At 71.9% G+C, this 18285-nt stretch carries 15 protein-coding genes and 1 pseudogene; 9 read left to right on the forward strand and 7 right to left on the reverse strand.

Annotated elements, in window-relative coordinates; translation table 11 throughout:
* Nucleotides 1–14: 14 nt before the first annotated feature.
* Nucleotides 15–1466 carry an MFS transporter gene (locus MMA15_RS03285; protein WP_241062951.1) on the reverse strand — a complete coding sequence of 484 codons (1452 nt, stop codon included), beginning with the start codon at nt 1464–1466 and terminating at the stop codon, nt 15–17.
* Nucleotides 1467–1564: 98 nt separating this feature from the next.
* Nucleotides 1565–4042 carry a molybdopterin oxidoreductase family protein gene (locus MMA15_RS03290; protein WP_241057416.1) on the reverse strand — a complete coding sequence of 826 codons (2478 nt, stop codon included), beginning with the start codon at nt 4040–4042 and terminating at the stop codon, nt 1565–1567.
* A gap of 255 nt (nt 4043–4297) precedes the next feature.
* On the opposite strand from MMA15_RS03290, the gene hmgA reads away from it, so the two are divergent.
* The 4 genes and pseudogenes from hmgA (at nt 4298) to MMA15_RS03310 (ending at nt 8876) form a co-directional block, all read left to right on the forward strand.
* A complete protein-coding gene (hmgA, locus tag MMA15_RS03295) occupies nt 4298–5668 on the forward strand; it encodes a homogentisate 1,2-dioxygenase (RefSeq protein WP_372498166.1) in 1371 nt (456 codons plus the stop codon).
* Between the two features lie 11 nt (nt 5669–5679).
* Nucleotides 5680–6432: a GntR family transcriptional regulator gene (locus MMA15_RS03300; RefSeq protein ID WP_241057417.1), complete on the forward strand. Its 753-nt coding sequence runs from the start codon at nt 5680–5682 to the stop codon at nt 6430–6432.
* 105 nt (nt 6433–6537) lie between these two features.
* Nucleotides 6538–7377, forward strand: a complete 840-nt coding sequence (locus MMA15_RS03305; RefSeq protein WP_241057418.1) for an urea carboxylase-associated family protein — start codon at nt 6538–6540, stop codon at nt 7375–7377.
* A 213-nt stretch (nt 7378–7590) separates the two neighbouring features.
* Nucleotides 7591–8876 (forward strand): annotated as a pseudogene (locus MMA15_RS03310) (type ISP restriction/modification enzyme).
* 178 nt (nt 8877–9054) lie between these two features.
* Here the strand turns inward: MMA15_RS03310 and MMA15_RS03315 are convergent.
* Nucleotides 9055–9321 carry a hypothetical protein gene (locus MMA15_RS03315; RefSeq protein WP_241057419.1) on the reverse strand — a complete coding sequence of 89 codons (267 nt, stop codon included), beginning with the start codon at nt 9319–9321 and terminating at the stop codon, nt 9055–9057.
* 209 nt (nt 9322–9530) lie between these two features.
* Between MMA15_RS03315 and MMA15_RS03320 the strand changes: the two genes are divergently transcribed.
* Nucleotides 9531–10682 (forward strand): DUF5925 domain-containing protein, encoded by a 1152-nt coding sequence (locus MMA15_RS03320; RefSeq protein WP_241057420.1) that lies wholly within the window; start codon nt 9531–9533, stop codon nt 10680–10682.
* A gap of 320 nt (nt 10683–11002) precedes the next feature.
* On the forward strand, nt 11003–11569 hold the full coding sequence (gene ybiA / locus MMA15_RS03325; protein ID WP_241057421.1) for a riboflavin biosynthesis intermediates N-glycosidase: 567 nt from the start codon (nt 11003–11005) through the stop codon (nt 11567–11569).
* Nucleotides 11570–11750: 181 nt separating this feature from the next.
* On the opposite strand, the gene MMA15_RS03330 is transcribed toward ybiA, so the two are convergent.
* On the reverse strand, nt 11751–12122 hold the full coding sequence (locus MMA15_RS03330; protein ID WP_241057422.1) for a GntR family transcriptional regulator: 372 nt from the start codon (nt 12120–12122) through the stop codon (nt 11751–11753).
* Between the two features lie 158 nt (nt 12123–12280).
* On the opposite strand from MMA15_RS03330, the gene MMA15_RS03335 reads away from it, so the two are divergent.
* A complete protein-coding gene (locus MMA15_RS03335; protein WP_241057423.1) occupies nt 12281–13210 on the forward strand; it encodes a GNAT family N-acetyltransferase in 930 nt (309 codons plus the stop codon).
* Between the two features lie 69 nt (nt 13211–13279).
* On the opposite strand, the gene MMA15_RS03340 is transcribed toward MMA15_RS03335, so the two are convergent.
* Entirely contained in the window at nt 13280–14476 is a 1197-nt protein-coding gene (locus MMA15_RS03340; protein WP_241057424.1) for a MarP family serine protease, read from the reverse strand.
* A gap of 231 nt (nt 14477–14707) precedes the next feature.
* The gene (locus MMA15_RS03345; protein WP_241057425.1) at nt 14708–15235 is read right to left on the reverse strand and encodes a MarR family winged helix-turn-helix transcriptional regulator; all 528 of its coding nucleotides are present in this window, start codon (nt 15233–15235) and stop codon (nt 14708–14710) included.
* Between the two features lie 251 nt (nt 15236–15486).
* Here MMA15_RS03345 and MMA15_RS03350 point away from each other — a divergent pair, with 251 nt between their 5' ends.
* Complete coding sequence (locus MMA15_RS03350; RefSeq protein WP_241057426.1) at nt 15487–16257, forward strand: dioxygenase family protein; 771 nt, start codon at nt 15487–15489, stop codon at nt 16255–16257.
* Nucleotides 16258–16335: 78 nt separating this feature from the next.
* On the opposite strand, the gene MMA15_RS03355 is transcribed toward MMA15_RS03350, so the two are convergent.
* Complete coding sequence (locus MMA15_RS03355; RefSeq protein ID WP_241057427.1) at nt 16336–16938, reverse strand: AMIN-like domain-containing (lipo)protein; 603 nt, start codon at nt 16936–16938, stop codon at nt 16336–16338.
* Between the two features lie 329 nt (nt 16939–17267).
* On the opposite strand from MMA15_RS03355, the gene MMA15_RS03360 reads away from it, so the two are divergent.
* Nucleotides 17268–18266, forward strand: a complete 999-nt coding sequence (locus MMA15_RS03360) for a lytic polysaccharide monooxygenase auxiliary activity family 9 protein (RefSeq protein ID WP_241057428.1) — start codon at nt 17268–17270, stop codon at nt 18264–18266.
* Nucleotides 18267–18285: the final 19 nt, after the last annotated feature.

Here is an 18285-nt window from a genome sequence, read left to right on the forward strand (position 1 = left end):
CCAAACTAGCGCCGCTAGTTTGAGGTGTCAGTACGGCGTCGGGTGCCATGGGTCACGCGTGCCGACCGGGCGCCCCGGGCCACGCGTGCGACGCGAGCCACACGGCTCCTCACCACCCGGGCCCGAGTGCCTGGCGCATCGGTCTCCGTCGGCGTCTCTGTCTCCGTCGGATTCTGCGTCTCCGTCGGCGGCGTGCGCGGGCGTGCCTCGTCCGCGGGCCCCGCACGCGCGGCGGTGCCGGACGCGCCCAGCAGCAGCGCGCCCAACAGCACGAAGGGCGCTGCCGCTCCGGCGGCCCCCGCGAGCAGACCGGCGAAGGCGGGCGCGGCGACCTGCCCGAGCCGGTTGCCCGTCAGCCGCAGCGCCAGCGCCGTCGAGCGTGCGCTGCCGGGCGCCGCCTGTACGACGGTGCTCATCGTCAGCGGCTGGCCGACGCCGAGACAGAAGCCGAGCAGCACGAGTGCCGACGCCAGCGCCCACACCGGTACGGGCACGGCCAGCAGCACACACAGCGCGCCCGCCGTGAGGCAGCTCAGTACGAGCAACGGCTGTCTGCCCAGGCGTGCGCTCATCGCGGGCAGCGCCGCACGCGACAGCACGGACGCGGCGGCCCGAAGACTCAGCAGCAGGCCCACCACGCCCGGTGCGATGCCGCGTTCCTCACCGACGACCGGAAGGTAGGCGGTGAGCACGTCGGTCGTGGAGAGCACGGCGAGTGAGGCGAAGATGCCCGCGGGGACTCCGCGTGCGCGCAGTATCCGCGCGACCGGTACATGCGCGGAGGCGCCGGCGGAAGCACCCGCGGGCGGCTCGGCGGCGGACGGCGGGGACGCGGACGGCTCGGCGTCGGGCGACTCGAACGCGGACGGCTCGGGCCGCGCTTCCTCGACTCCCGGCCGCTCCCTGGGCGTTCGGCCTTCGATGCGCCAAAGCGTCGCGTACGAGCAGAGCGTCAGCGCGCCCGCCGCGAACAGGGCGACGGCGCTGCTGTGCTGGGCAGTCCCGTGCGGTCCGGACGGGTCGCCCGCACCGCCCACGACCCAGCCGGAGAGCAGGGGCCCGATGAGCTGGCCCATCGAGCCGCCGATGGTGAAGTAGCCGAAGTTGCGGTCGTGACGGTCGGGGCTGCTCTGCCGCGCCACCAGCGACTGCGCACCGATCATGAACACCAGATGGCCCAGCCCCAGCAGTGCGCTCCACACGGCGAGCAGTACGAGCGTCGGCGCCGTACCGGCAAGCGCACAGCCCGCCGCGATCAGCGCGGCACCGGCGGGCAGCAGCGGCCCGCAGCGCCGCCGGTCGGTGCGCCGCCCCAGCGGTACGGCGACTGCCAGCGGCAGCAGCGCGAAGACTGCACCGACTGCCCGCGGCCCGGCGCCCAGTTCGAGCGCGTGGTACGAGACGGCGGGCCTCGCCATGCTCACGGCGCCCTGTGCGAAGACGAACGAGGCGACCAGGCGCAGCAGCCAGCGGCGCGGAGGCGGCCAGGGCGAGACCGGCTCGCGTACCGCGTCCCCCTCCGGTACCGCGTCCGGACCCGGCGCCCGGCCACGGTCCGCAGCGCTCACCCCGAACCCGTGCCCGTCGTTCGCACCGGCGGAACGGCTGTCCCGTTGGAGGGCGCAGCCTCGGAGGGCCCCGCACCGGGGGCACCCGCCGCCGGACCCGCGTCCGCCAGGTTCAGGTCAGACGGGCCCACGCCGACTTGCTCCACGTCGGACGGGTCCAGCGCCGCCACCCGTACCGGAAAGCCGTTGAGTACGGCGGTGCCGGAGAGCGGGTCGACGAGCGTGCCGTCCAGGAGCTGGTTGACGTTGACCCCGGGATCGTCTGCGGCGACCCTCATCCGCGTACCGGGACGGTCGTGGCCCCAGCCGTGCGGCAGGCTGACGACGCCGCTGCGCACCGCGTCGGTCACCTCCACCGGTGCGGTCAGCGCTCCCCCGTCGCCCGTGATCCGGGCGCTGTCGCCGTCCGCCAGGCCGAGCCTCGCGGCGTCGTGGGGGTGCATCTGGAGGGTGCAGCGGTTCGAACCGCCGCGCAGCGCGGGCACGTTGTGCATCCAGCTGTTGTTCGAACGCAGGTGGCGCCTTCCGACGAGCACCAGCTCGCCGTCCTCGGTGCGCCGCCGCAGCGCCGCCCGCAGCCGCGGCACGTCGGCACGTATCGGCTCGGGGCAGAGTTCGACCGTGCCGGAGCGGGTGCGCAGCAGCCCCGGCAGCCGGGGGCGCAGCGGGCCCAGGTCGATGCCGTGCGGGTGGGCGAGCAGCTTCTCCAGGCTGAGTTCACCGGGCCCGGCGCCGAATCCCTCTCCGTAGGGGCCGAGTCGCAGCATCATGTCCAGGCGCCGCTCGACTCCGTCCCTTCCGGTCAGCCGCTCCGCCAACTGCCCCGGGTCCTGGCCGTGTACGGGCGACCCGGGGTCGGCGACGGCCTTGCCGAGGGTGCGCGAGATGACGGCCTCGTCGACGGTGCCTGGCGGGGCGTCGGGCGTACCTGCGAGGGCGAGCAGCAGCCGCGCCAGGATCTCCGCCTCCCCCGGCTCGTCCTCGCCGGGTTCCACGACGGCACGTGTGTAGCGGACCTGGTTGCGTACGGGCAGCGCGTTGAAGGCGAAATCGAAGTGCGGGGTGCGGCTGGGCCTCGCGGGCGGCAGTACGACGTCGGCGTGCCGGGTGGTCTCGTTGAGATACGGATCGACGCTGACCATGAACTCCAGGTCGGCCAGGGCCTTCTCCAGCCCCTCGCCGTCCGGTGCGGAGAGCACCGGGTTGCCCGCGAGTGTGATCAACGCCCTTACGCGGCCCTCGCCGGGGGTGGTGATCTCCTCCGCGAGCACCACGACGGGCAGCTCCGACTTGGCTTCGGGACGGCCGCTGACCCTGCTGCGCCAGCGGCCCAGCGCGAATCCCCTGCCGGGGGCGGCTGGTCGGCCCGGTTCTGGCGCGGGGCGGGGCGCCCGTGCGGTGGCCGACAGCGGGAACATGGAGCCGCCGGGCCGGTCGAGATTGCCGGTCAGTGCGCTGAGCACGTCGACGAGCCAGTTGGTGAGGGTGCCGAACTCGACGGTGGAGGAGCCGACCCTGCCGTAGACGGCGGCGCTGCGGGCGGTCGCCAGCTCGCGCGCCAGGGCACGTATCTCCGCGGCGGACACGTCGCAGGCGTCCTGCACCGCCTCGGGGCTGAACTCCCTTGCGAGGTCGCGTACTTCGTCGACGCCGGTCAGGTGCGGCCCGAGTTCGCCGGTGTCGGTGAGCCCCTCTTCGAAGAGCACGTGCACCATCGCCATCAGCAGCAGCGCGTCGCTGCCGGGCCGTACGGCCACGTGCCGGTCGGCGAGCCGGGCCGTACGGGTGCGCCGCGGATCGATCACGGTGAGGCGGCCTCCGCGGCGGCGCAGCCGCTTCAGCCTGCCGGGGAAGTCGGGGACGGTGGCGAGCGACCCGTTGGACTCGACGGGGTTCGCGCCGATGATCAGCAGGTGGTCCGTGCGGTCGACGTCGGGGACCGGGATGGCCTGCGGATCGCCGTAGAGCAGGCCGCAGGAGACGTGCTTGGGCATCTGGTCGAGGGTGCTGGCCGTGTAGAAGTTGCGTGTGCCCAGCGCGCCGAGAAGCTGCGGCGGGTAGAGGGCGCCGGCCATGGTGTGCACGTTCGGGTTGCCGAGGTAGACGGCGACGGCGTCGCGCTCGCCTGCCGCCAGCACGCCGCCGAGCCCGGCGGCGACCGCTGCGAACGCCTCGTCCCAGCCGGTCTCCTTGAGTTCGCCGTCGGCGTCGCGCACCAGCGGACGCGTCAACCGGTCGGGATCGGAGTCGAGTTGGCCGAAGGACGCGCCCTTGGGGCAGACGAATCCCTGGCTGAAGACATCGTCGCGGTCACCGCGTGCACGGGTGACGCGGCCTGCCTCGACTGTGATCTCCAGTCCGCAAGTCGCCTCGCACAGTGGGCAGATGCGCAGGCCGGTGCGGCTGTCCTCGTGGGGGTGGCTGCCGTTGGGGGTCGCTTCGGCGGACTCGTCCGATGTACCGGTCGCGGTCATGGGGCTCCCTCGGACCGTGCTGTTGTCACTCCGTGCCACGAACTGTAGGCCCTGCCGAGGGGAGTTCACCCGCGAGAGCGGAGGAACGTGACGGGGGTTACGGGTGGCGACACGGGTGGCGTCGCCGACGGTCCGCCGCGGGACACGATCGCGCCACGCGTGGCCCGCCGCCTCTCCGCCTCATTGACGCGGACACCCCGGATTCCTATGGTCAAGTACAGGAATCCAGGGGGACCAGAGGCGGCAGGAGACCCGATGACCATGGGCAGCGGCACCGGCACAGGCACCGAGAGCGGCACGGCGGCACAGGAACAGGCACGCAAGACGGCCGACGGACTGTCCTATCTCTCCGGCTTCGGCAACGAGCACAGCAGCGAGGCCGTCCCCGGCGCACTCCCCCTGGGGCGCAACTCCCCGCAGCGCGCCCCGCTCGGCCTCTACGCGGAACAGCTCAGCGGCACGGCCTTCACCGAGCCCCGCGCACACAACCGCCGCTCATGGCTCTACCGCATCCGCCCGTCCGCGGCGCACCCCCGCTTCGTACGCACCGGAAACGGCGGACTGCGCAGCGCGCCCTTCACCGAGACCGTGCCCGACCCGAACCGCATGCGCTGGAACCCGCTGCCCGACCCCCCGGCGGGCACGGACTTCGTCGACGGCCTGTGGACCCTCGGCGGCAACGGCGACGCCACGCAGCGCTCCGGCATGGCCGTACACCTCTACGCCGCCGACACCTCCATGACGGACCGCGTCTTCTGCGACTCGGACGGCGAGCTGCTGATCGTCCCCGAGCGCGGCGGGCTGCTGCTGCGCACCGAGTTCGGTCTGCTGGGAGTCGAGCCGGGGCATGTCGCGCTGATTCCGCGCGGGGTGCGCTTCCGGGTCGTACTGCTGGGGCCCACAGCCCGCGGCTACGTCTGCGAGAACTACGGACAGCCCTTCACGCTCCCGGAGTTGGGCCCGATCGGCGCCAACGGCCTGGCGAATCCACGCGACTTCATGGCTCCCGTCGCCGCGTACGAGGAGGACGCCGCGGTGGACGCGCCCGTCGAGGTGGTCAACAAGTACTGCGGCAACCTCTGGGCGGCCCGCTACGACCACTCGCCGCTGGACGTCGTCGCCTGGCACGGCAACCACGTCCCCTACGTCTACGACCTGCACCGCTTCAACGTGATCGGCACCATCAGCTACGACCACCCCGACCCGTCGGTCTTCACCGTCCTCACCTCGCCCTCCGACACCCCCGGCCTGGCGGGCGTGGACTTCGTGGTCTTCGCACCACGCTGGCTCGTCGGCGAGGACACCTTCCGCCCGCCGTACTTCCACCGGAACGTGATGAGCGAGTACATGGGCCTGATCGAGGGCGCCTACGACGCGAAAGCGGAAGGATTCGTCCCGGGCGGTGGCTCGCTGCACAACATGATGTCCGCACACGGACCGGACCGGGAGACCTTCGAGCGGGCCAGCTCCGCCGAGCTGAAACCGCAGAAGATCGACGACGGCCTTGCCTTCATGTTCGAGACGCGCTGGCCCGTGATCCCCACGGGGCAGGCCCTCGCGGCCGGCCATCTCCAGTCCGGCTACGACGACGTGTGGCAGGGTCTCCAGCGCCGATTCCGCCCGTAGGGGGTGCCAACGTGTCCGTCTTCGCTCCCGACTCGCTGGAGCTCAACCGCAAGCTGCCGCTGTGGTATCAGGTCTCGCAGTCGCTGCGTGCCTCGATACTCGGGCGCACCCCGCAGGCCCCCCTGCGGCTGCCGACCGAGGAACGCCTCGCCGAGCACTACGGCGTGAGCGTGCTGACCATGCGGCAGGCGCTGAAGGAGCTGGAGACGGAGGGGCTGATCTCCAGGCACCGGCGGCGAGGCACCTTCATCGAGCCCGAGGCGTGCAGAAGCAGACCCGTACGGCTGCTCGGCTCGGTCGACACCATCGTGGCCCAGCAGTCCGGCGACCGTACGACGCTGCTCGGCCATGGGCCCGCGCAGCTTCCGCCGGAGCTGGCCGAGCACTTCCCCGACGTCACGGAGGCCACGGCGTACCGGAGGCTGCGCCACGACCCGGAGAGCGGCGAGGCGACCAACTGGGCGGAGAATTACATCCATCCACGCGTCGCCCCCCGTATCGACCCCGCGGATCTGGAGCGCGGCTGGCCGATGACGAAGGTGCTGCGCGACGGCGTGGGCGTGCGGATCAGCAGGATCACCGACACCGTCGAGGCGCGGCTGGCGGACCCGGAGACCGCGAAACTGCTCGAAGTGCCGCTGCTCAGCCCGATCCTGCACTACACGGGAGTGACGTACGACGAGGACGGGCAGGTGGTGGACGTCGCCCTGATCCACTACCGCGGCGACCGCTTCTCCTTCTCCGTGACCCTCCAGGCACACTGAGACGGGCGCCCCCGCCACTGTTGAGACGGACGGCCCGCGCACGTCGAGACGGACAGGGCGCGCCGGGACGGAGGCGCTTCGACAGGCACGTAAGGAGAGCCGCCCATGGCCGGAACCGCAGCCGCGTACCAGTCCGCCGAGGGCGGCGCCCTCGACGTCGACCGCGCCTTCTACGACGAGATCGCGACCGGGGACCGCGAGCCGGTCGAGTCCTTCACCGTGCCCATACGTTCGGGCCTCGCGTGGGAGGTCCCGGCCGGGCATGTGTGCCGCCTGGTCACCCTCGACGGTCCCCAGGTCGGCGACTTGAACATATGGAACCTGCACGACCCGCGCGAGCGCCTGTGGGCTTCCCGCACACGGCAGTTGCAGCGCGCGCATGTAAGCACCTACGACCGGCTGTGGTCGACGCTGCCGTTCCTGCGTCCGCTGGTGACCGTCACGAGCGACACTCTCGCCGGGTACGGGCAAGACGCCGAAGGCGGCAGGGTGCACGACCTGCTGGGCACGCGGTGCGATCCGTACGTCAACCGCATGCTCACCGGCGAGGACTTCGACCACCACTGCCACTCCAATCTGGTGCGGGCCGTACTGCCTTACGGGCTCACCGAGTTCGACGTGCACGACGTGCTCAACGTCTTCCAGTGCACCGGACTCAACGACGACGACCGGTACTTCATGAAGGACTGCCCGGCGCGTCCCGGCGACCACTTCGAGTTCTTCGCCGAACTGGACCTGCTGTGCGCGCTGTCGACGTGTCCCGGCGGCGATCTGTCCGTACCGATGTGGGGGCCGGGCTCCGATGTGGACCCGCTGGAGTTCTGCCACCCGATCGGGGTCGAGGTGTACCGCGTCGATCCCTCGCTGCTTGCGGGCTGGAAGTCCCCGGAGCGGGCCGCTTACGGCGGACTGCACGGCATGAGACGTCCGCAGTGGGGCCGTTGAGGGTCTTCGTACGGGGCTGAGGACGGGCCGGGACTGGCCCGTCGGCGGGCCCGGCCGCTGACTGGGGCGCGGGCACGCTCGTAGCATCGAGTGGTGAGCGACGACCGACCCGGCACGGACAGCGGCCCCGGAATCGGCACACGTGTCAGCAGCGGCGCGGACGGCGGCTCCGAGGACGCACTCGGGCCGCACGCGCCCCTGCTCGACGAGTTGATGCCGTGGTCCGTCGCGCCCCTGCGCCTGGGCCGCGACTGGGTCGCGGCGCCGGACTCCGCCACGCTGCGCGCCCGTTGGAACGCCCTGGTCCGCACCGAGGACGAGGCCGCACGCGAGGCGTTGTTCGTACCCAGCCGCTCCCGCACCCTGCACAGCGCCGTCGCACCGCTGCCCGGAGTCCCCGCGCACGACGGGCCGTTGGTCTCGGAGCGCGGAGGCTGCCCGGAACCGGTGCGGTTCCTGCACGGGCCGTACGACCAGCAGTGGCTGATCCCCGACCACCGGCTCATCGACGTGGCACGCCCGCAGTTGTGGCGCGTGAGCGACGGCCGTCAGACGCATCTGGTGGAGACGGGGCACGACCACCGGCGCCCCGGACCGCTGTTCACCTTCACCGCGCTGCTGCCCGACGGGCGCCCGCCCGCGGGGCGGCCCGGGCGCATCCGGCCGCTGCACAGAAGACCCGGCGGCCGTGAACCCAACGTGCTGCCCGGCCTGTTGGAGCACCTCGCCGGACGCCTGGGTGTGCCGGTCGGACCGGAGGACATGCTGGCCTGGATCGCCGCCGCAGCGCGGCCGGGGCCCACGGGGCGTGCGGTGCCGCTGACGGCGGACCCGGAGCTGTGGCGGCGTGGGGTGGCGCTGGGCCGTCGGCTGATCTGGCTCCATACGAGGGGTGCGCGCTGCGCGTCGGCGGAGGGCGGCGCTGACGCACTCACGGGCAGGCCACGGCTGCCGGGCGGCCAACGTCCCTATGTACGGGCCCCGTTGCCCGCCACTGCACCCGCAGACGGTGAAGTGCTGCACGACGCCGAGGAGCGCTCGCTGCACATCGGGGACGGGCGTGTGGCACCGGTGGCACGGGCGGCCTGGGAGTTCGAGGCGGGCGGCGCTCCCGTACTGGAGGCATGGCTCGCACAGCGGGCGGAGGCGCTTCCGGCTCGGGCGGCCCGAGCAGGACCGGCCCCCGCAACCGGCCGCCGGAGTGGACGTCGGAGCTGCTGGAACTGATCACGGTGCTCACGATGATCGCCGAACTACGCCCGCAGCAACGCGACTTGGCGCGCGATCTGGACGCCGGAGCCGCGGCGGCAGCCGGGATGGCGGGGGCCGCCGCCGGCGCCGGAGCGGAAGCTGACGGCTCGAAGCAGGGGCCGGTGCCGATCGGGCGGGCGGAGCTGCACCGCGCGGGCCTGCTGCCCGTACCGGCGGCCTCTCGCCGCCCGGCGTCGGTCCTCGACGTACCGGAGGAAGGGCCGGGCGGCCAACTGGCCCTGCTGTAGGGGAGGTTCACAGGCTCGCGGCACGGACGAAGCACGATGGGGCCGAGGCCGGGACCTGAAGCAGACGGAACGCACACACGCAAAGGGGCGGCGGCCGGAGGACCGGCCACCGCCCCTGGGCACAGGGTTGGGGCCTCCCCGGGCCGAAAGGCCCAGGGAAGATGTCTACGAAGGAAGCTCAGCCGCGACCGCCGAAGAGCGTGCGGCGCAGTTTGCGCAACGGCGCGAACAGCGAGACACGTGCGCCCCGGACTGCCGTCCGGTGCCGCGCCGAATCACGCTGGGTGATCTCACGCATCAGCGAAGTCGCTTCTTCCGTCTCACCCTGCGGCACGGCGGGGCCGGCGAGCACAGCCAGATGCCGGTCGAGGCGCGAACTCGTCGCGCCCGTACCGCATTTGATCGCAGGCACTCGCGCCCTGCCGCTCACTGTTATCTGTTCCATGACACTCCCCACCCGTACGAGGGCACGAGGCCCGGGCACAGCAACCCTAACGCCCGACTGCTCCACCCGTGTATCCCGGTCACAGGATTCACCTGCCCCACAGGCGCGTTGACGAACATTACCGGCACCCTGTGATACCCGCCCGTGTCCTGACCGACCGGGCAGAAACGTACGTGCGCCGAGGCCGGGTATGCCGGATCATGTGAGCCATGTCAGCACAGGCACGCCGTTCGGCCGCCGACGACAGGAGTGAGATTCTGACCTCTCCGACCCAGCCCGAGCACGCGATTACTCCGTATCTGACCATCGACGACTCCGACTCGCCGTCCGACGTCATCGACGCCTTGTTCCTCGGACGGTTCACCAACGGGGAGCAGCCGTACTCCCGCAGCCACTCGGTCGACCGTGTCAAGAAGGGCCGCACACTGCTGCCTTCGGACGCCACGGTGCTGCGTGAGGCGCAGGCCGACGGCCGCAGCACGGTGCTCGCGGAGGGCGAGGGCTGGACGGTGCTGGTCTCGCGCTGGACCCACGGCGCGGACGTCACGGTGACGGCGGTCAGCGGCGAACTCGCCCAGCGGCGCCTCGACGAGGCCGTCAAGGGCGCGGAGGACGAGCCCGAGCCCCGCTCCGACAAGGTCTCCATGGGTTTCTGGTACCACTCGCCGATGCGGGGGCCGCGCCGTACGACCCGTGCCATCACGGCCGGTACGTGGCAGGAGGTGCGCCCCAACTACACGGCGCGGGTGGCCGATGCCATGGACGGGCTGATGAAGGTGACCCCGGACGAGATCTCCGGGCGGCTTCTGCTGCTCCATGGCCCGCCGGGCACGGGCAAGACCTCCGCGCTGCGCACGCTGGCACGTTCGTGGCGCGACTGGTGCCAGGTGGACTGCGTTCTCGACCCCGAGCATCTGTTCAACAACATCGGCTATCTGATGGACATCGCCATCGGCGCGGACGACAGCGACTCCGACGAGCAGCGCTGGCGCCTCCTGCTTCTGGAGGACTGCGACGAGTTGATCCGTGGCGAGGCCAAGCACGCGGCGGGGCAGGCACTCTCGCGCCTGCTCAATCTGACCGACGGCCTGCTGGGCCAGGGACGCAACGTGCTGGTGGGCGTCACCACGAACGAGGACCTGGAACGGCTGCACCCCGCGGTCGTGCGCCCCGGACGCTGTCTCGCCCGTATCGAGGTGGGCGCGCTCAGCCGCACCGAGGCGGTCGGCTGGCTCGGCACGGAGGAGGGCGTCGGCCGCGAAGGGGCCACGCTGGCCGAGCTGTTCGCGCTGCGCAAGGGCTCTTCGCCCGCGTCGGTCCCGGCCCGGCACGACGGCGAGGGCTCCGGGCTGTATCTGTGAGGGGCGTGTCGGGAGGACGCGGCTGCGAGGCCGTGGTCGTGAGGCCATGTCGGCTCTTATGTCCGTGAAGGCGCGCTGCTGAGGCGGGAGTTCCAAGGCGCGTCCTTGAACTCCCGTCCGCGAGGGCCTGGTTGGCGGGCGCCACCGGTGCGGCCGGATGCGGGGGCCCCACGCGGGTACGAGCCGTATGAGCGGGAAGCTCAGGGGCGGGGGCGCATCGCGCCCCCGCCCCGTCCCCGTGCCGCCGACGACGCCCTGCCGTGACTCGCCTCGCCGGATAAACGGTCGAGCGGCGGGCCCCGCACTGCCAGAATCACGCCATGGTCGCCGATGTCGCCGAACTCGCCGAGCGCGCCGCAAGCGGTGAGCGCTTCAAGTACCTCTACTTCTGGGGCCATCGGCCACGGCGGGACGGCAGCGTCGGCAAGGGCTGTCTGAGCCAGTGGTGGCACGCGCCGTTCGTGGCGGAGGGAGTCGAGTACGCCACGACGGAGCACTGGATGATGGCCCGCAAGGCCCGGCTGTTCGGCGACGCCGAGGCGGAGCGCAGCGCTGTCGAGGCCCGCCATCCCCGGCAGGCGAAGGCCGCGGGACGCTCGGTGCGCGGCTTCGACCAGAGCGTGTGGGAGCGCGAACGCTTCGCCATCGTCGTCGAAGGCAGTCTGCGCAAGTTCGAACGGCACGGTGAGCTGCGGGAGTTCCTGCTCGGCACCAACAGCCGGGTGCTGGTCGAGGCCAGCCCGCTGGACCGGGTGTGGGGCATCGGCCTCGCCGCCGACGACGAGCGGGTGCGGGACCCTTCGCAGTGGCGGGGGCTGAATCTGCTGGGCTTCGCGCTGATGGAGGCCCGTATGCGGCTGCTCACTCGTACGGGTACGCCCATGTGAAGCTCGGCCCGCGAGGCGGGCGCGGGCGGCGGCCTTGGCACGGCCCTGCGAGGCCCGTAGGGCTTCGAACCGCTAGATTCCGTGAACTCCCCTGTGTGACAGGCCCGTTCGGGCTCCCGAGCGTCCGGCAGCGGAGGCCGACCGCCGCATACCGCCGCGTCGCCGCATACCGCCCCGTCGCTCACCCGTAGACGGCCCGCAGTGCGTCCTCGACCGCGGCGAGCGCCGCCTCCCGTTCCAGGCCGAGCCTGCGGGCCCGCTGAGCGTAGGTCTGTGCCGCAGCGGAGATCTGCCGGGCCGCCGCGTCGCCCGCCGCCGCGACGAAGGTGCCGTGACGCCCTCTGGTCTCGATGACTCCGTCCGACTCCAGTGCCCGGTACGCCTTGGCGACGGTGTTGGCGGCGAGGCCCAGTTCGCCCGCCAGTCCCCGTACCGTCGGCAGCTTGTATCCGGTGGGCAGACCCCCGCCGCGCGCCTGCTCGGCGATCTGGGCACGGAGTTGCTCGTAAGGCGCGTCCGGCGCGTCAGGGTCGATGGTGATCTGCAACGCCACGTGGTCTCCGGTCTGTTCGCGTTTCTTCGATCGCGGGCTGTCGCCGCGCGGGCCGACGGCGGGGATGTGCCGGCCGATGCGCGGACGCCCGGCGATTCTCCCCCAGCGGGCGGAAATTCAGCAGCGGCGCCACCGCCGGGCCCGTAGCGTGCCGCTCCATGACGTCGAAGGTCACCGTCGAAGCCTTCCGCACGGCAGACGCCGCGGGCGTGGCCGAGGTGCGGCGTGCGGCCGTGCCCTATCTGGTGTGCACGGCCGAATCGGTCGTCTGGGAGGCCGAGTCGGCGCCCGCGGCCTGCCGTGTGCGCTGGCTGGTCGCCAGGGACTCCGGCGGGCGCATCGTGGGCTGCGCCGATACGGGCCTGATCGCCGGCAGCACCGAGCCGGACCAGGGGTATCTCCACGTCGCCGTGCGCCCGGACGCGTGGGGTCTGGGCGCGGGCGGCGCGCTGGTCGCGGAGGCGGAGCGCCGCCTTGCCGCGCTGGGGGCGAGCCGGGCGTGGACGTGGGTCCCGGACGACGGCCGCTCCCCCGGGTTCGCCGAACGCCGCGGCTATGTGCGGGGGCGGCGTGCCTGCTTCCTCGGTCTCGACCTCGCGGACGCCCCGCTCCCCGAACCCCCGTCGCCGCTGCCCGACGGCGTCGAACTCCGTACGTACCTCGACTTCGCGGACGACCGACGGCCCCTGTACGAGGCCGACTTGGAGGCGACCGCCGACGAACCCGGCGATGTGCGGCACGGGTTCGTCCCCTACGACGACTGGCTGCGGCTGAACTGGGACCGCCCGGACATCGACCACCGGCTCAGCTCCGTCGTACTGGCGGACGGCGAAGTGGCGTCGTACTCCGTGGCGCAGACGGACGGACGTGAACGCTACTGGTCGGGCATGACCGGAACCCGCCGGGCCTACCGGGGCCGGGGACTGGCGCGACTGGCCAAGCTCGACTCGCTGCGCCGCTCACGCGAGGCGGGCCGTACGCGGGCCTTCACGGGGAACGACGCCATGAACGTACCGATGCTGGCTCTCAACAGGAGCCTCGGCTATACGGAGGCGGCGGCCGAGTGGCGCTATTCCAGGGCGATTTGAGGGGCGCGGCGCGCAGGCAGAGGCCGGGCGGGGCCTGCCCTGCCGCCTCGGCCGTACTGGGACGGTGGTTCAGAGTGCCGAGCGGTTGCCCGTGTCGACGGCCTGGGTGGCGCTCGCACCGCGGCGCGCGTGCTGCTGCACCTGCTCGGCGGTGAGCGCGTAGCCGGTGCCCGCGTCCGTCGTGGAGCGGGCGAAGATCACGCCGAGGACCCTGCCGTCCTTGGTCAGCAGCGGGCCGCCGGAGTTGCCCGGCCGGACGGTGGAGCGGATGGCATAGATGTCACGGGTGCTGAGGTCGTCACCGTAGATGTCCTGGCCCTGGGCCTGTACGCGCTGGGCGACGGCCGCGGCACGCAGATCGAGGCTGCCGTTCTCCGGGTATCCGGCGACGACACCGGGGGCACCCCGCGCGGCATTGCCCGCGAACTCCAGGGCGGGCGCCTGAAGTCCGGGCACGGCGAGGACGGCCACGTCGGTGTTGGGGTCGAAGAGCACGACCCTCGCCTCGTAGCGCGGGCCCACGCCTCCGACGCGTACGGTCGGCTCGTCGACGCCCGCGACGACGTGCGCGTTGGTCATCACATGCTGCTCGGTGTAGACGAAGCCGCTGCCCTCCTGGCCGCGTGCGCTGCCGCTCACATCGGCCACTCCCTCGACCTTGACCGTGCTGCGCTTGGCCGCCTGGGTCGCCGCCGGGGTGACCGAGTCGCCGGATGGCTTGGCGACGGCGGTGCCCGGTTCGTGCTCGAAGGGGTTGAAGACCGGGGGGAATCCGGCCGTGGTGAGCGCGCCCGTCGCGTCGTTGAACCAGGTGGCGGCCTGGTCGGGCATACGGTCCTGGACCGTGCCCAGCACCTGCGAACCGCGGATGGTCTGGTTGAGCACCGGCGACGGCGAGACGGACAGTGCGCTCGCCGCGACCCAGCCGACCACCAGCACGGCTATCGCGTTGACGACCACTCCGCCCGCGCCGTCCGCCCAGCGCACCGGGGTCCAGCTCAGCGCGTCGCGCAGCCGCCAGCCGAGCGGGGCGGCCACGGCCTGCCCCAGCGCCGCCGGTACGAGCACGGTCAGCAGCGCCACCACGGTGGCCTCCGTGGTGCCGGGCGGCACCTTGCCGAGTACGAACGGCAGGGCCCACACACCGACGACGGCTCCGCCCACGAAGCCGGCCAGCGAGACGAACCCCGCGACAAGGCCACGCTGATAGCCGGAAACGGAGAAGACCAGCACTGCGAGCAGCAACAGCACATCCAGCAGGTTCACCGCACACCCCTTCTCGCCCCACGCGGGTTACTCATCGTGCTCATGTTGCGGCCCTGTCCTCCGATTGTGCCTCGGCCTTCCGTCGCATCTGCCCCCTGGTCGCAGAACACACGCGAAACGGAGCAGGGTTGGTTCCGTATCACCGCTCGGAAGCGAGCGGTTCGCCAACGTTGGGGATTCTTCGCGTCTTTCATGCGTCATGCCCTTGTGGCCCGCTCTTCGTGTTCTTCGTCACTCGCCGTCCCGCCCGCCGGTGCGGCCGGCCGTCCGGTCCCGGTCCGGCTCGTCCGTCCGGGCTCCTTGCGGGCCCTCCAGGCGGCGGGCCACACGACCGAGCGCTTCCGCCAGCAGTTCCAGCTCTTCGACTTCGAGCACGTCTATCAGCACCTCGCGCACGGCGGCCACATGGCCCGGGGCAGCCTCGCGCAGGGCGCGCCTGCCGTCGCCGGTGAGCACGGCGTAGACCCCGCGCACGTCGCTCTCGCATGTGCGGCGCCGCACCAGGCCGCGCTTCTCCAGGCGCCCGATCTGGTACGTCAGGCCGCTTTTCGAAGTGACCAGGCTCTTGGCCAGCTCCGTCATACGGATCTCACCGCCCGGGGCGTCGCCGAGGCGGACGAGGATCTCGTACTGCGGGTGGGACAGGCCGCCGCCCTCTCTCAACTGCTGGTCGAGATGCTGCCCGACCCGGTTGCCCGCCCGGAGGAAGCTCTGCCAGGCCGCCGACTCGCGCTCGTCCAGCCACTTCACGTCTGCCATGGCGCAATCGTACGCAGTTGTTCGAATTCGAATCATCGGCTATCGTCGCGGAGCAGGTTGTTCAAATTCGAACCACATTCGGACGGCTCCGGACCTGCACCGAGCCTGAACCGGCAGGGGAAGGGCTGAAGCGAACGTGACCACCGAGAGCGGCACAGAAGACGGGACCGGGAGCGGCACCCGGACCGGCCCCGACGAGGCCCCCGGCGCGGCGGCGCGACGAGGCCCCCGGCGCGGCGGCGCCCTCCCGTATGCCCGTGCTCTATCTCAGCCACGGCGCGCCGCCGCTGGCCGACGACGAGCTGTGGACCTCACAACTGGCCCGCTGGAGCGGCCGGTTGCCCCGGCCGAAGTCCATCCTGATGGTCTCGGCGCACTGGGAGTCCGCCCCGGTCACGCTCTCCGCGACCCGTACGGCGCCGCTGGTCTACGACTTCTGGGGCTTCCCGGAACGCTACTTCCAGGTGCGCTATCCGGCGCCGGGCGCGCCCGGACTGGCCCGGCGCGTAAGGGCGTTGCTCTCACGCCCAGGCGAACAGGTCCATGACGCTCCCGAACGCGGCCTCGACCACGGGGCGTACGTACCGCTGGTGGAGATGTATCCGGACGCCGACGTGCCCGTGCTCCAGATGTCCATGCCCACCCTCGAACCCGAGGAGCTGCTGCGCCTGGGACGCAGGCTCGCTCCCCTGCGCGACGAGGGCTGCCTCGTCATCGGCAGCGGCTTCTTCACCCACAATCTGAGCGAGCTGCGGTGGGGCGCGGGCGTGGACGAAGCGCCCGCCTGGTCAAGGGAGTTCGACGACTGGGGGCGAGAGGCGCTGGAGCGCGGCGACGTCGACGCGCTGCTCGACTTCGAGCACAAGTCGCCCGCGGGGCGCCGCGCCCACCCGCGCAGCGAGCACTTCGCCCCGCTCTTCGTGGCCCTCGGCGCGGGCGAGCCGGAACTGGCCCGGCAGCGCACGGTCATCGACGGCTTCTGGGCCGGGCTGGCCAAACGCTCCGTGCAGTTCGGCGGTTGAGACGGCACGCACCCTCGGACCCTTCGGACCTGCCGTGGCGCCCCGGCACCGGACTCGCCCCCGGTGCGGGGCCACGGCTCAGCGCGGTGCCGCCCATGAGTGCGCCACGTCCACGACGAGACGGTCGCCCAGCCCCGTGACGCGGAACGGCAGCCGCGCCCTGACCCCGAGGCCGAGCTGTGTCGTCCCCTCGTAACTCGCGCCGAACCTGGCGTCGCGGAAGGTCTTGTAGCCGGTGAGGTCGACCCCGGGCAGCGGCTTGCCGCCACGGCCTGGATACGTCGGCTCGAAGGTCTCCGGGTCGTAGCTCGGTGCGTCCGCGACGATCTCCAGGATCGCGCCGCCGCCGATCGTGATGGGATGCCCGGAGCCGTCCTGGTAGAGCTTGTCGACGTAACGGACCCGGTAGCCGGGGGAGTCGGCGGACGACCCCGGCCGGATGTCGAGGACCATCCGGTCGTAGCAGGCGTGGCGCCCGGTCCGTACGTCGGTGAGCGGACGGTCGGCCGCACCCTGGGCGGTCTTCGGGGTGCTCCCCCACATGACGCCGCAACTCGTCGACGCGGTGGAGGAGACGGCGGCCGTGCCGGTACCGGCGGACGCGGCCGAGGAGGCGGGCGCTGCGGTCAGAAGTCCCGCACTGACGAGCGCTGTGACGGTGAGCAGGCGGATTTTCCTCATGGGAGGCCCCCTTTGGGCGCGTTCGCTGTGGCATGAGGCTAGACCCATGAAAACGCCCCGGAGTTGCACAGACACGGGCACAACTCGTAAGTCGCAGAAAACAGATGGAGCGCGCACAACGCCGCGCCCCGAGGGGCGGCGTCTGAGGCCCCGCTTACCCCCGCCTTAACGCCACCATAAGGATGGCGAGCCGGCGCCTCGGAGCGTCGAAAGGGCTGCTGAGCGCGGCTAACGTGCAGCGTGCACACCGCACCGGCCCGGCTCGCCCGGCACCAACTGGCGCGCGGGGCAAGGGGCGGCTCGTACCCCCCACATTCAGGAGCCCGAAGATGTCCGCTCGTCGCACCTTCGCCCGCATGGCAGCCGTCTCGGCCGTGCCGCTAGCGCTGTCCATGGCAGGCGCGACCCCCGCCTCCGCACACGGATCGATGACGGACCCGGTCAGCCGCGTATCCGGATGCTTCGCGGAGGGACCGGAGAACCCGCAGTCCGCAGCGTGCAAGGCGGCCGTGAAGGCAGGCGGCACCCAGGCGCTGTACGACTGGAACGAGGTCAACATCCCCGACGCGGCCGGGAAGCACAAGCAGATCATCCCGGACGGGAAGCTGTGCAGCGCCGGGCGCGCCAAGTACAAGGGCCTGGATTTGCCGCGAAAGGACTGGCCCGCCTCGAAGATGAAGGCCGGCTCGCACTCCTTCTCGTACAAGACGACGGCTCCGCACAAGGGCTCCTTCGAGCTGTACATCACCAAGTCCGGCTACGACCCGTCCAAGCCGCTGAAGTGGTCGGACCTGGAGTCGAAGCCGTTCGCGAAGGTCAAGGACCCCCAACTCCAGGGCGGCGAGTACAAGTTCAAGGGCGACGTGCCCAAGAGGAACGGCCGTCACCTCATCTACAGCATCTGGCAGCGCTCCGACAGCCCCGAGGCGTTCTACACCTGCTCCGACGTGACCTTCTCGGGCGCGGGTGCCGCGGCCTCCGGCGCGGAGACGAAGTCGGCGAGCGGAACGCCCGACGCGCCCAGCGACACACAGATCGCCGCGGGCGCGCCCAAGTCGACGGTGGAGCACGGCGGTCGAGGCCACGCTTCCGTGCACGGGCACAGCACGCACGGAACGCAGCACGGCACCCGCACCGACGGCGCGCACTCGTCCCACAACGCCCCCGCGACCAAGAGCGACGGCCAGGGCGACCGCCTCGCGCAGACCGGCGGCGACGACATGACGTCGAACATCGCGCTCGCCGGCGCGGGCGTGCTCGTCGTCGGTGCCGCCCTGGTGTGCCTCGGAGCACGCCGTCGTGACCTCGGCCGCCGCGGTGGCAACTGACCGCATGATGATGAAATGC

The sequence above is a fragment of the Streptomyces marispadix genome, assembly GCF_022524345.1.
Classification (GTDB): Bacteria; Actinomycetota; Actinomycetes; order Streptomycetales; family Streptomycetaceae; genus Streptomyces; species Streptomyces marispadix.